We start from the raw sequence: 12481 nt of genomic DNA on the forward strand, positions 1-12481 counted from the left end.
TGCTCTGAATATTTCCCGCGTCCATCGGGTGACTGACAATTGTCAGTGATGCGCCTCGCCCTCGCCACTTATATAGGGACAGCTTGATCGCTAGGCATGCATCACGAGCACTCAAGGACCGAATTCGATGATTACGACCGAACTTGACGTCAACGCCGCCAGGCTTTCCCATCTTCGTTGGGAAGCCGCATTAGAGGCAACCGTGAACGGCGAAGGGACAGACCAGCCGCTAAAAGGCCACGAGGATTGCGATTTGGGTACCTGGATTTACGGCACCGGCCTTGGCCGTTACGGCAAATTGGGGGCTGTCTGGCAGTTGAAAACCGCCCATAAGCGCTTTCATCATCTGGCTGAGGAGACATTGTCGGCATGCGCTGCCGGCAAGCCCGACTGCGCTACCGAAAAGTTGACCTCTGTCCGCAAGCTGAGTGGCGAAATTCTTTTCTTGCTGACCTCGCTTGAACTGGATGTCATCGAGGCGGCAATCAGCGGCCCACCGCCCAAGGACATTCCGTCTCGACTGATAAGGGCGCTGCTCCCCAAACCGCGCCCCCTCAACATCATCTCTATTCAGACCCTGGGCGAGGTCGGCAGCGGGCGGCACACCCTGAACGTCACAGGTGCCCGGCTCATCCACCTGAAATGGATCCGCGATCTGCAAATGGCGTTCCGTGGCCACGGCAAGGCCGTGCGCGCCCAGCCGAGCGATGAGTGCAGCCTCGGTATCTGGATACACGGAACCGCCATGAAAGAGTTAGGCGCGACCGAGGCGCTAAAAACCATTGATTCCATCCATAAAAGGTTTCATCGAGAGGTTGACACGGTCATTTCCTCCCTTAATCACGGAAGGCTGCGTGCTGCCGACGAGGCTTATGAGGAAGCCCTGGCCCTGAGCGGCGAGATCATCACACTCCTGACACGCCTTCAGGTTGATTTGGCAGATTCCAAGGTTATCTCCGTCGGAAGTTCCAAGCTCTGATCCTGCCATATCTTTTCTTTGAGGAGAGTTCACCATGCCTTTGCGCCTGCATTTCATGCCCGGCCAGAGTTGCCCCATGAATGGAAGTACCGGCTTCGTGGGCAAAGCGGGCGCCGTGAAAGGGCTTGGAGCAAAAGCCGGAGCTGGAACCGGACTGGGCCTCGGGCCATGCGGGACCGCCGTTGGCAAGGCGGCCGTGGGTGTCAAGAGCGCCACTCCCATCGTGTGGAGCGCCGGAGCCGGTACCGGGACGGCCTCCAGCCACGGAATCAGTTTGGGGCTAGGTCTGGGACTTGGGGCATGGGGACCGGTATTACTGGGAGCAGGTATCGTCGCGCTGGGCTACTACCTCTATGCCAACCGGGACCGGAAGCCAGCGCCTCCCAAGGACGAATTGACGGCGGCTTTGGACGACTCCGCATCTTGACGCTCTGATTGGCGCAGCCGCGTCGGTAATGCCGCGAGAAAAAAGGGCACGGATCAGGAAAAGAACGAAAATAACCCCTTCTTTGGCGGCAAAGCCGGAGTCGCATCGATCTTGGCCGCCGACTTGAGGATGGTTTCCATACCTGGAATGCCGATGGAAGGGGCCTTGGCCGATTTGATCAGGTGCGATGTCCAGTTGCGAACATGAAAATCCGGGCTGGCCGCCCATTGCCGCAGCAGATTTGAACTGTCCGGCTGGGTGAAATCACTTTTGGTTAGAATCAGATTCTCACCGTTATGATGGCGCTTCATCAACTCGGACTGAAAGGTCAAGGCGCGCAGGGAGAGCAGAATCACCAGCATCGAAAAATGGTCGATGGCCGCATGGAAATGCCTGACCTCGCGCCGAGGATGTTGGAAATTGACGCCCCCCAGCATGGTCGAGGGCAGCCCCTTCAAGTCCGGCAGATACATGGAATCATAGTCGATCAGCTTCAGGGCGCCATCCTGGCCGACCAGGACATTATCGTGCTTCAGATCGCCATGGGCGACGCCCCGTTGCAGCAGGTCCAGGCACAGGCGGCTCCACGCCCGGGTCAATCCGGCCAGGGCCGGGGCGTTCTCCCGCTGACACAGTATCTGGACCGTGGCCCCAAGGCCCCGCCCTTCGACCCAGGGCATGGTCACCACCGCGTAATCGGCGTGGGGCGCGACGCTGGAGGTTACGAAAACTTCCGCCGCGTGGTATCGCAGCGGGACCACGTAAGGGCATCGGCCGGTCTGGCAGAACTTGGCCACGGCGGCGTAGCGGCGGGGCAGATCGGAGACTTCGCGGGTGAAGCATTTGACCGCCAGATGCTCCCCCTCCCCAGTCACCATCCGGAACACCCCGGCGAAGTTTCCCGCCAGGAAGACCGGGCTGCGGCGGGCATCCAGGTGCGGCCGGACGTCCAGGGTCGCGAAACGCCCCTTGGCATTGGCAATGGCCGCCTTGTAGTCGTTGATCAGGGGAAGCGGCATGGCGGATTACCGGGACCGGGCAAAATCGACGTCGATCATGATCAGCGTGCAATCGTCATTGGCCAGCAATCCCTTGTCGCACAGGGAGCGGACGCGACCGGCGAAGGCCTGATCCGATTTGAGGCAATCGCGCAACGCGGCCAGTTCGGCGAAGAGGCCGGGACCCGGCGCGGCGCGATGGGCGCGGGCGGCCTGGGCAAGCTTGCTCTCGCCGGTTCCGGCCAGCCGCAGGAATTCTCCCGGCAATCCGGCCGCCGCGGTGGGGCGGGGCAGACCGGCCAGGGTCCGCAGCAGCAGATATTGTCCGATCCCGTCCGACGCCAGCACCACCGTCGCCCGATCCGGCAAGACCACTTCCCCGGCGAGGAAGCTGCCATCGCGCGGTAAATCCTTCCAGTTGAGCAAGAAGGGCGCACGGTCCAGCGCCGACAGGGTGGCGGGATAGCTGACAGCTAGGACCGGCTGGCGCCCGGTCCGATCAAACACCATCATTTGGCTGTCGCCATAGCCCATCCATCGCAGCAGGACGCGCCCCTGTCGATAGGTCAGCCAACCGGCCACCAGCGTGGCGAACGATCCTTCCCGGATGAACTTGCTGTGCCGGGCGGGAGTGGCTTTGGACAAGGTGGCGTATTCCGAGCGAAAGCCTAGGCAGAATCCGTCCATCCACTGGTTCAGCGACTTGACACCCGCAATGGGGGTCTTGGGCAGCCGGGTCACCAGCGTCTCGGCCCAGGGGCCGCAGAACAGCCCCGCCCCTCCGGCTCCGTCGGAGACGGCGGCCAGCAGGCCGTCGGGAATCCGGGCCAGCCGCAACCGGTCTTCGTTTTGCCGCCACCGCAGCCTGTCGCCGTCGGGGTAGCTGTCGTTGCGGGGCTTGACGATCGAGCGGCCCTGGGCCGTCCAAGTGAGCATGGGGGTGGCGCGCCGGATCAAGGGCGGATCAGCCTTGATCGCCATATTCGATCCGCACCGAGGGCTCTTCCAGCACGAAGGAGTCCTCGATCCTGGCCTCGGCCTCGATTCCCGGCGGCAAAAAGGGCTCCATGGCCGCCGACGGGCCGATGGCCTGGCGGGTGCCGATATCCAGCAGCTTGAGCAGCGCCACGGCATCGGCGTTGAAAGCCATGCCCTTGATGGAAGGGGTGCAGCCGGGGTCGCGGTCGAAGACTTCGCAGATGACGGCGCGGTGCCGGTTGGACAACTCGCTCGACATCTCGAACAGCAGCTTGGCATAGGGATCCCGGGGCAATTCCGCCACCGATGCGGGGAAGACCACCGAGGCATCCATCCCGCCCGCAATATGGCAGTTGATGAGCAAGACATTGCCGTCGCTGGTCTTCAGATCGGTCAGCTTGCGCGCCGTGGCCAGAAGCTCGGCATCGGAATTGACGTCGTTGGCCATGCCGTCGGTGATGTTGATGACCACCGGAGGAAACGAATCCGGGTTGTCGCGGACCCATTCCGCCAAGGTGGAATAGGCCAGGCCAAAAGCGGCGTTCATGGGGGTGCTGTCCACCCCGACCGGGTCAATCCAGCGCGACAAGGTGATGCGCTCGATCAGCACCTGCCCGCGCATCTCGGTTTCGATCTCCACGTCCTCGATCTCGGCCTTGGCAGCCACTTCCGGAATGGGGATCAGCCGACGCCCCGCCAAGGCGCCGCGCCAGCAAAATTCCGGACGATTGGTGCGGCCGTAGCCGATGATCCCGATGTCGAAATAGTCGCGCACGCCTTCATCGCGCATGCAGCGGTTGACCAGTTCCTCCAAGGTGCCGTTCAAGGCATTGGCCACCACCTCGGCGCGGCTGACCATCTTCCCCGATCGGTCGGGACCGAAGGGCTTGTTCATGGATCGGGACTGATCGATCATGAACAAGAAGACTCCCTTGCACTCCCTGCTGATTTCCTGGGAATAGCTCATGCTCGCCTCCTGGCCTCCGATCATCATCGCCAGCCTCATGGACCGGACAAACTCTGCTTTCGGGCGATACCATAATGCCACACTCATGTACACAGCCATGTTCAACAATGCAGGATCGTGACGGCAAAGCATAGGATGGCGATAATCACACGCAATTTCATTTATTGACGCAGGAACGCCTTAGCCATATCAATGGATTGTTTCGAAGGTATCCCAGTGTTCGCCTTACTGTTAGGATAAGGGGAACGCCTGCGGGGCGGGGCATTGGGGTAGCGATTGCGGCTATCATCGGAGATATCCTTATGTGGATGGGGTTTAATAAAGCGGCCTTTGACAAGTTGAATTTCGCTTCCCGCGCGGCCCTGGTCGGCGCGGTCATTTGGTCCGCCCTGTCCATCATTTACCTGACCATTTTTAATGGTTGGAAAAATTTATTCACCATGCTTCCCCATGAATTTTTCATCGTGCTTCTGTCCATCGCCTTGCCGATCGGACTGACCATTCTGATTCTCATGCTCTCGCGGATCGTGAAAAGCGTGGACACCTTGAAATCCGAGGTGACCGCCCTCTCCCGGAGCGATGCATCCTCCGAAAGCTCGGTGATCATGCTGGCGGACCAGTTCCGCGAGCATCGCGAGGCGATCGCCGCCCAGGTGGCGGCCCAGGTGGAGATGACCGCCCAGTTGGTCCAGATGAACCAGGACGGCCGCGCCCTTGCCGCGCCGGCATCCGGCACCACCGATGACGCCATGACCTTGCTGGCCCAGTTGTTCCGCGAGCATCGCGAGGCGGTGGAGGCCCAGGTGGAGGCGACGGCCCAGCTGGTGCAGGTGACCCGCGACAGCCGCGACGGCATCGTCGACGAGCTGCGGTCGCAACGGGTGCTGTCGCAGGAGATCACCCAGGAGCTGTCCCAAATCGCCCAAAGCCGCAGCGTCGCGCCGGCCGCCGCCGCCGGCCTCGACCCGTCGCAGCGGATCGACCGCATGCGGGCCTTGGCGGAGGTCCTGGGGCTGGCCCTCAACGATCTTTCCATGACCGCAACCCAGGTGTTGACCGAGCATCTGAACGCCGCCCTTGGCGACCGGGACGGAACGCGGAAATTCATATCGACCCTGACCAACGCCTATTTCGCCGGCGACAAAAACGTTTTCTTCCGCAGCCTGGTTCAAGAAGCCGTCAACCGGTCGGAGCAGCTGCGCCAATGTGCCGCGGATACGGAAAGCATCCGCCAGCAGATATCCAAGATATTGCGCGAGGCCCGCGAGATCCGCTCCCTGGTGGCCGCCTGCGATCCCAACGACCTTGTCCGCATCGTGTTCGAGGATGGCGAATTGTGGGCCTTGGAAAAGGTCCTGACCCAACACTTCCTGATCGACGGAACCCCCGTCTGGCCAGAGCCCGCGCCCGATTCCGGCATCGACTGATGGGCTATGGTCATTCCATTCCGAACTGGGATATGAGACACTTCCGCCGCGAAAGTTTGGAGGCGTTCTTATGAACAGCTGCCCCCGACGCCAAAGCACAAACCGGTTAAACACTTTGCCATCGATCGAGTCCCCGTGAGCACTAAGGCCGTCGCACATCCCGACATCGCTGTTTGGATCATGGCGCTGGGCATTGCCTTCAGCATGGCCCTGGTCCTGACCGCCTTATTTAACGCCAATCCCTGGGAAGACCACACCTACGATCTGGCCCCGCCCGTCGTCACCGGAATGCCCGCCCCCCATCGCGACGGCCGCGAGAAGATGGTCTGCTCCAGCTGCCACATCGTCACCCCTCCGGCCATCGGCACCGGACCGGGATCGGGAACCCTGCCCATCGTCCAGGGAACCCCGGCGCCCCATACGGACGGGCGCGAGAAGATGCCCTGCGCCAGTTGCCACACCATCGTGAAGAAGGGCAGCGTTGCCAAGGGTGCCAAGCCCGCGCCGCTTCCAGCCGCGACCATGCAAGGCATCCCACTGCCCGAGGCGGTGAGCGTAGCCCTGGCGGTAGCTCCGCCCCCCACGCCCGTTCCTCTCGGCAAGGAAGCGCATGAGCGGATGGTGCCTTTCCGCTATCAAGGTAAGATCGTAAGCATCGCCGGAGCTGGAGCCCGCTCGGTCTGGGGCGACATCTACATCCAGATCAACGACGGTATCAATCCGCCAATCTGGATCGATCTGGCCCCGCGCTGGTACCTTCAGGCCGAGGGCTGCGTGGTTCGCCCCGGCATGTTCGTCAAGGGCACGGCCTTCCGCGATCCGACCCAGGCGAGTGCCGGACTGGATTACGCCATAAGCGTCATGGCCAACGGAGAAATCTGTACCTTGCGCGACAACCATCTCAACGGTCTTTGGGCGAATGCGGGAGGCATGGATGCCGAGGAACGGTGAGGCTCCGGCCGAAGGGACGGCGGTCACCGATTTCGCCCCCACCCAATGGAATATCATCTATCTGCTGATGACCGTGGGCGCCCTGGTGGCGGCGCTGTCCATTTCCATTCAGCCCCTGCTGCTGGACAAGATCTTCGGCATCGCCTTCGAAAAGGAGGGCGCGGTCAACGCCGATATCCAGGTGGTGGCGGAAATCGTCTCCATCGTCTGCGTGGGATGGTTCGGCCTGCTGTCTGATCGAATCGGCCGGGTGCGAATCATCGCCCTGGGCTTCCTGATCGCGGTGGTCGGCGCGGCGATATCGCTGCTCAGCCTGCAGGTGGGACTCGCCTTCGGCGCGGCCGGTCTGGTGCTGTTCTATCTGACCCGGGTGCTGCTGACCGTGGGTGCCGATACTGTCCAGTTGCAGTTATCCACCCTGGTGGGCGATGTCTCGTCGCGAGCCAACCGGCCGCGCCTCATGGGGAATCTGGTCTTCATGATGGTGTTCGGTGGCACCATGCTGGCGGCCATCGTCATGCAGATGGCCGATTATCCCGGCGGCGTCTTCCTCATCATGTGCCTGCCGCTGCTGGCCGGGATCGCCGGGTTCCAGTTGACGCGGCGGAGTCTTAGGGACGTGGCGCCGCCCAGGCAGGCCTCGGGAGACGACGAGCATCCCCTGAGGCAGGTCTGGACGGTGATCACCAGCGATCCGCGCATGCAGCTGGCCTTCGCCGCCGCCTTCTACACCCGCGCCGATGTGATCATCCTCAGCCTGTTCTTCTCGCTGTGGTGCATTTCCGTTTCCGATCTGGTGGGGGTAACCCGCACCTTCGCCACCGCTCATGCCGCAGTGATGATCGGCCTGCTGGGACTGGCGGTGCTGGCGGCGGTACCGCTGTGGCGGAACTTCATCGAACGGCACAGCCGCATTTCCGCCATCGGGGCCAGCCTGTCCTTGGCGGCGCTCGGCTATATCTGGCTGGGCATGTTTGCCAATCCCTTCAATTGGCTGGTGGCGCTGCCGCTGCTGATGGTGGGAATCGGCCATGCCGGATGCTTCGTGACCCTGCAGGTCCTCACCGTGGACGTCTCGCCCAAGCCGATCCTGGGGGCCATGGTGGGAGCCGGCTATCTGGTCGGCGGCCTGGGAACCGTCATGCTGGTCCAAAGCAGCGGTTATTATTTCGACGCCCTCGGCCCACGCGCCCCGTTCATCCTGATGGGAACGGGCAAGATGCTGGTGACCCTTTACGCCGCCTGGCTGCTGGCCAACGGCATCGACGAAACCTGCGATCATCACCTGAAATCAGCCCGCAAGGTGGATTGGAAGCCGCTGGTCTTCCTGACCGCCGCCCTTCCCTTCGTCTGGCTGGTGGGGCGCAGCGTCATTGAGGGCTATATCTCCAGCGGCTCGCTGGGCGAGGCCCCCGTCGGCTTCGTCAACCGCTATCTCGGCGACTGGGCCTTCACCTTCCTGATCATTTCCCTGGCCATGCGCCCGGTCCAGGAAATTACCGGCATCAAGACCCTGGCCAAATACCGCCGTATGATCGGGCTGTTCGCCTTTTTCTATGCGGTGATGCATGTTTTGGCCTATGTCACCCTGGAATGGGCGCTCAATCTGGGCGACATGGTGGGCGACATTTATAAGCGGCCGTTCATCCTGCTTGGTCTGGCGGCGTTCGCGCTGCTGATCCCGCTGGCCTTCACCTCGGCTAACAGCCAGATCAAGCGTATCGGCGGCAAGCGCTGGAAGAGGCTGCACAGCGCCACCTATGTGATCAACGCCCTGGTGGCCCTGCACTTCATCCTTGCCGCCAATCACGAAAACGGCGAACCCTATGTCTATGCGGCCGCCGTCATTGTTCTGCTATGGTATCGCTTTCACCAGTGGCGGGGCGGGAATGTATTGCGGGTTCTGCGGATCGACTGATGGGGGCGGCTCCTCGGCGTATAGCTTTCGGCGGTGATGATGCAATGACGATATTCCGGCCGAGAATAGTGGTGATTGGCGTCGGCGGAGCCGGCGGCAACGCCGTCAACAACATGATCCAGTCCAAGATTGAGGGCGTGGAGTTCATCGTTGCCAATACGGATGCCCAGGCCCTGGGGCTGAGCTTGGCCGAGCAGCGCATCCAGCTCGGCAGCCGGGTCACCCAAGGGTTGGGCGCCGGCTCGCGCCCGGATCTGGGGCGTGCCGCCGCAGAGGAAAGTCTCGAGGACATACAGGACCAAATCGGTGATGCCCACCTAGTGTTCATCACCGCCGGAATGGGCGGCGGCACCGGTTCGGGTGCGGCACCGGTCATCGCCAAGGCTGCACGCGAGCAAGGGATTCTCACCATCGGCGTAGTGACCAAACCCTTCCACTTCGAAGGCACCCATCGTATGCGCACCGCCGACCGCGGTATCGAGGCTCTGCAGGAAGAGCTCGATACCCTGATCGTCATTCCCAATCAGAACCTGTTCCGTATCGCCACCGAGCGCACCACCTTCGCCGACGCCTTCAAGATGGCCGACGGCGTGCTCAATTCAGGCGTGCGCAGCATCACCGATCTGGTGGTGATGCCCGGCCTGATCAACCTGGATTTCGCCGACATCCACATCGTCATGAGCGAGATGGGCAAGGCCATCATGGGAACCGGCGAAGCCGCGGGCGACAAGCGCGCCACCGAAGCCGCCGAGGCAGCCATCTCCAACCCGCTGCTGGGCGATACCTCCATAAGGGGAGCCAAGGGCGTCCTAATCAATATCACCGGCAGCCTGGACATGACGCTGTTCGAGGTGGACATGGCCGCCAACCGTATCCGCGAGGAAGTGGCCCCAGAGGCCAACATCATTTTCGGATCTACCTTCGATAACGCGCTAGCGGACAAGATGCGGGTTTCGGTGGTGGCCACCGGCATCACCTGACGGAGCCGCCCCAGCCCCCTCACTCGCCGCGCGGGGCGAAAATGATCACCAGGGCCCCCACCAGGCAGAAGGCGGCGCCGAGAACATCCCATCGGTCCGGTGGGTGACGGTTAAGGGGTGGGCGTGAAGGTCCGCCGTGAGATTGCTCAGTTCGACATTGCCGCGCATCCCCACCACGCCGACGATCAGCGTGAACAGCAGGCAAACGCCGAAGCCCAGCCCAAGCCGCGCCCCTATCCTGGACTTAGTCTTCATTCCTCTCTCCCACGGAGATCGAGCGTAACAAATTGAGACAAAGTGCAACAAAACCTGCCGGTCGCGCATGATGCTTCGTACAACGCTGAGTATAGGTAGCGTGTAGATCGTACGTATATCAAGGCGTTGAGCGTGTAAGCTACCACACGCATATTACATATGTATTGGGTAGCGCGCGGGCAAACACTTAGGGTGTTTACCCGGTATCCTAAAAACTACTCCTTAAGATCATTTGGCAAATCCGCGCAATAGGTTAATAACTTATTGATCAGGAGCTGATTTTGGGGGAGGCACTTCATGTCGGCACAGGTTCAAAGGGCTGTCGTTGTCGAGGATAACGAGCGCTTCCGTGATCTGGTCAAGATCGTGCTGGGGTCACTGGGAATCAACGAGGTTGCTGAAGCCAAGGACGGCCATGAAGCGGCAAATGTCCTGAAGACGTTCGCGGCCGATTTGGTGATCATGGATTGGACCATGGAGGGCATGGACGGCATCACATGTACCCAGCACATCCGAAACGGCACTCTCGGCAACAACCCCTCCGTGCCCATTGTCATGGTCAGCGGTCACGGCGGCGAGGATGTTTTGCTGCAGGCCCGCGAGGCGGGGGTTGACGTCTATTTGACCAAGCCGATTTCCATCAAGGCTCTTCACGCCGGCATTCAAAAAGCCCTGAACTGATCGGTTTCGGGGACGCAATGCGTCATCCGCCGGGCATGTCGACGTCAAGATAGGAAGATTCAGTTGGGCAGCACGCGCTACAACTCAACCAGAACGATATTGGCGGTAGACAATAAGGTGATTCGCATCGGCCTGCGCGAAGCCTTCAAGCATTCCGGCTTCCGCGCATTCACCGAAGTCGCCGAGCAAGGCGCTCTGGTCCAAGCCCTGAACACCGCATCCTTTGATCTGATTATAGCAAGCGCGGAACTCGGAGGCTTTTCTGCGGCTCCGATAATTTCCGCCATGCGGAACGGTCGGATGCCCCATCATCCATTCCCTATCGTTATCATGCTGCTGGCGGAAAGTGACCAGGACTTTGTCCGCAAGATCAGCAATGCCGGCCCGGATCACATGATGCTGTTGCCGGTGGCTCCCGGTCCCATGCTCAAGCGGATTGACGACTTCGCCCTCTCCCGCAGGCCATTCGTCGTCACGCTCGACTACACTGGCCCGGATCGCCGCAAGGGACTTCGTCCGGGATGCGAGGAAATTCCGTTGGTCGATGTCCCGAACCCTTTGAGGGCCAGCACCAGAAATATCCCGGATGAGATCCGCCAAAGCGAAATCGAGCTGACCGAAATCCATCTGCACGCACTAAGGCTCGGCCGCTACTCGGTCCAACTCCGCTGGATCGACAATACGATCAGGGCAATGCTCACGAACATCGAAGCCAATTTCGGAAAGATCGTCTCGTTCGCGAGGACAATGAAGCGGATCGCCGCGGATATGCCATCTGACGATACCACACTGAGTGACGACATGGCTCTTCGACTGGAGAACGTTCTGGACGATCTCGACAGCGGTGCCGATGCGATCTTGCTGGGCGGTCCGACGATCGATCGCCAACGGCTCATTGGTATTCTGGCCACCTGCCGGGACGCGGCGAGTGCGATCGAGGATCTTATCGACCTGCCATCGGCCCCCAGACCCCGCCGCGGGGGAACTCCGAAGCCGGGACATGGGGATGGCCTCATGGGGATGACGCTGCCACATTGTTGATGATCTGCGAGGTAAAAATGCTTTGCTTGACGGATGACATGCAAATTGGCAATGCAGTTATCGATGAAGATCATCGGCGATTGGTGGGGATTATCAATCAATTTCTGGACGCATCCGCTGTTCACACGGAGTTTGATGGCTCAACCGCAATTGAATACGCAACAGTAATGCACAAAACACTTAAGTCACTTATTTCATATTCAAAAGAACATTTTGAAAGAGAAGAGAGAATACAGCGAGAGTGCATGTACGAATACCATGATATGCATGTACATGAGCATCGTGCCATTGTGGCTCAATTGGAAGAAATTGCACGCACTTATTTCGTCAATAAATCTAAACCGCTGAATAAGGGCGCTCTGAATGAGCTGAATGGCTTCATGAAGCACTGGCTAATTAATCATGTGAAAAAATTTGACACAAATATGCGCAAATGGGTCTGCTCGGAAGAATAGAAAGGCTAGACCGTCTATACCGAGAGTGCCTCCCTCACCTGACAGTGCCGCGTTCATCGGCGGTCAGGCGGGAGCGATGGATCGATTCCTGTGCAGCCCCCCCCCACATTCACTTGGGGCCATTTTGGCAAATGATGGCCCCGCTTCTGATCATACGGCGATGAGCTATCAGGTTGCGTCAGAACCATCACGAAGCGAGAAGAAGAACGTCGTTCCTTCGCCCGGCTTCGACTCCAGCCAAATCTCGCCGCCGAACCGGTGGACAATTCGCCGACATAGTGTCAGGCCGATGCCAGTGCCATCCTTGTAGGACGTGGGATCCAGGCGCTGGAATATCTCGAAAATCTTGCCGTGATATTGCGGCTCAATGCCGATGCCGTTATCGGATACGGCAAAGCGCCAGTCGTTGCCGGGCATCCCGTGA

Annotated in this window: 14 protein-coding genes; 9 read left to right on the forward strand and 5 right to left on the reverse strand. The window is 60.4% G+C overall.

What is annotated here, in order from left to right:
• Positions 1 to 127: 127 nt before the first annotated feature.
• Positions 128 to 979 (forward strand): CZB domain-containing protein, encoded by an 852-nt coding sequence (locus MTBSS4_RS15590; RefSeq protein ID WP_173984334.1) that lies wholly within the window; start codon positions 128 to 130, stop codon positions 977 to 979.
• 34 nt (positions 980 to 1013) lie between these two features.
• Complete coding sequence (locus MTBSS4_RS15595; RefSeq protein ID WP_173984335.1) at positions 1014 to 1406, forward strand: hypothetical protein; 393 nt, start codon at positions 1014 to 1016, stop codon at positions 1404 to 1406.
• Positions 1407 to 1459: 53 nt separating this feature from the next.
• Here MTBSS4_RS15595 and MTBSS4_RS15600 read toward each other — a convergent pair whose 3' ends face one another.
• The 3 genes from MTBSS4_RS15600 to MTBSS4_RS15610 are packed head-to-tail and all read right to left on the reverse strand — an operon-like array spanning position 1460 to position 4349.
• The gene (locus MTBSS4_RS15600; protein WP_173984336.1) at positions 1460 to 2425 is read right to left on the reverse strand and encodes a protein kinase family protein; all 966 of its coding nucleotides are present in this window, start codon (positions 2423 to 2425) and stop codon (positions 1460 to 1462) included.
• Positions 2426 to 2431: 6 nt separating this feature from the next.
• Positions 2432 to 3385 (reverse strand): hypothetical protein, encoded by a 954-nt coding sequence (locus tag MTBSS4_RS15605; protein ID WP_173984337.1) that lies wholly within the window; start codon positions 3383 to 3385, stop codon positions 2432 to 2434.
• On the reverse strand, positions 3369 to 4349 hold the full coding sequence (locus MTBSS4_RS15610) for a hypothetical protein (RefSeq protein ID WP_173984338.1): 981 nt from the start codon (positions 4347 to 4349) through the stop codon (positions 3369 to 3371). Before MTBSS4_RS15610 ends, MTBSS4_RS15605 begins: the two co-directional genes overlap by 17 nt.
• A gap of 308 nt (positions 4350 to 4657) precedes the next feature.
• Here MTBSS4_RS15610 and mamY point away from each other — a divergent pair, with 308 nt between their 5' ends.
• The 4 genes from mamY to ftsZ all read left to right on the forward strand — a co-directional run bounded on the left by mamY (position 4658) and on the right by ftsZ (position 9625).
• On the forward strand, positions 4658 to 5776 hold the full coding sequence (gene mamY, locus MTBSS4_RS15615) for a liposome tubulation protein MamY (RefSeq protein WP_256367417.1): 1119 nt from the start codon (positions 4658 to 4660) through the stop codon (positions 5774 to 5776).
• Between the two features lie 135 nt (positions 5777 to 5911).
• Entirely contained in the window at positions 5912 to 6727 is an 816-nt protein-coding gene (mamX, locus tag MTBSS4_RS15620) for a magnetosome protein MamX (RefSeq protein ID WP_254432590.1), read from the forward strand.
• Positions 6711 to 8645, forward strand: coding sequence for a magnetosome biogenesis transporter MamZ (gene mamZ / locus MTBSS4_RS15625; protein ID WP_173984339.1), 1935 nt, complete (start codon positions 6711 to 6713; stop codon positions 8643 to 8645). The genes mamX and mamZ overlap by 17 nt, the downstream gene beginning before the upstream one ends.
• Before the next feature lie 44 nt (positions 8646 to 8689).
• A complete protein-coding gene (gene ftsZ, locus MTBSS4_RS15630) occupies positions 8690 to 9625 on the forward strand; it encodes a cell division protein FtsZ (RefSeq protein ID WP_173984340.1) in 936 nt (311 codons plus the stop codon).
• Between the two features lie 19 nt (positions 9626 to 9644).
• Here the strand turns inward: ftsZ and MTBSS4_RS22460 are convergent, their stop codons facing one another.
• On the reverse strand, positions 9645 to 9830 hold the full coding sequence (locus MTBSS4_RS22460; RefSeq protein ID WP_368667795.1) for a hypothetical protein: 186 nt from the start codon (positions 9828 to 9830) through the stop codon (positions 9645 to 9647).
• Positions 9831 to 10177: 347 nt separating this feature from the next.
• On the opposite strand from MTBSS4_RS22460, the gene MTBSS4_RS15640 reads away from it, so the two are divergent.
• From MTBSS4_RS15640 to MTBSS4_RS15650, 3 genes are all read left to right on the forward strand, one after another.
• Entirely contained in the window at positions 10178 to 10561 is a 384-nt protein-coding gene (locus tag MTBSS4_RS15640; protein WP_173984341.1) for a response regulator, read from the forward strand.
• 63 nt (positions 10562 to 10624) lie between these two features.
• Positions 10625 to 11602, forward strand: a complete 978-nt coding sequence (locus tag MTBSS4_RS15645) for a response regulator transcription factor (protein WP_173984342.1) — start codon at positions 10625 to 10627, stop codon at positions 11600 to 11602.
• A gap of 17 nt (positions 11603 to 11619) precedes the next feature.
• The gene (locus MTBSS4_RS15650; RefSeq protein ID WP_173984343.1) at positions 11620 to 12057 is read left to right on the forward strand and encodes a bacteriohemerythrin; all 438 of its coding nucleotides are present in this window, start codon (positions 11620 to 11622) and stop codon (positions 12055 to 12057) included.
• Positions 12058 to 12225: 168 nt separating this feature from the next.
• On the opposite strand, the gene MTBSS4_RS15655 is transcribed toward MTBSS4_RS15650, so the two are convergent.
• The coding region (locus tag MTBSS4_RS15655) for an ATP-binding protein (RefSeq protein ID WP_254432592.1) at positions 12226 to 12481 on the reverse strand (256 nt) is incomplete at its 5' end.

The organism is Magnetospirillum sp. SS-4 (assembly GCF_902729425.1).
In the GTDB taxonomy this organism is placed as follows: domain Bacteria; phylum Pseudomonadota; class Alphaproteobacteria; order Rhodospirillales; family Magnetospirillaceae; genus Phaeospirillum.

Coding starts and splice junctions, on each gene's coding strand:
- MTBSS4_RS15590 (WP_173984334.1), top strand. CDS start 128: ATGATTACGACCGAACTTGACGTCAACGCCGCCAGGCTTTCCCATCTT.
- MTBSS4_RS15595 (WP_173984335.1), top strand. CDS start 1,014: ATGCCTTTGCGCCTGCATTTCATGCCCGGCCAGAGTTGCCCCATGAAT.
- MTBSS4_RS15600 (WP_173984336.1), bottom strand. CDS start 2,425: ATGCCGCTTCCCCTGATCAACGACTACAAGGCGGCCATTGCCAATGCC.
- MTBSS4_RS15605 (WP_173984337.1), bottom strand. CDS start 3,385: ATGGCGATCAAGGCTGATCCGCCCTTGATCCGGCGCGCCACCCCCATG.
- MTBSS4_RS15610 (WP_173984338.1), bottom strand. CDS start 4,349: ATGAGCTATTCCCAGGAAATCAGCAGGGAGTGCAAGGGAGTCTTCTTG.
- mamY (WP_256367417.1), top strand. CDS start 4,658: ATGGGGTTTAATAAAGCGGCCTTTGACAAGTTGAATTTCGCTTCCCGC.
- mamZ (WP_173984339.1), top strand. CDS start 6,711: ATGCCGAGGAACGGTGAGGCTCCGGCCGAAGGGACGGCGGTCACCGAT.
- ftsZ (WP_173984340.1), top strand. CDS start 8,690: ATGACGATATTCCGGCCGAGAATAGTGGTGATTGGCGTCGGCGGAGCC.
- MTBSS4_RS15640 (WP_173984341.1), top strand. CDS start 10,178: ATGTCGGCACAGGTTCAAAGGGCTGTCGTTGTCGAGGATAACGAGCGC.
- MTBSS4_RS15650 (WP_173984343.1), top strand. CDS start 11,620: ATGCTTTGCTTGACGGATGACATGCAAATTGGCAATGCAGTTATCGAT.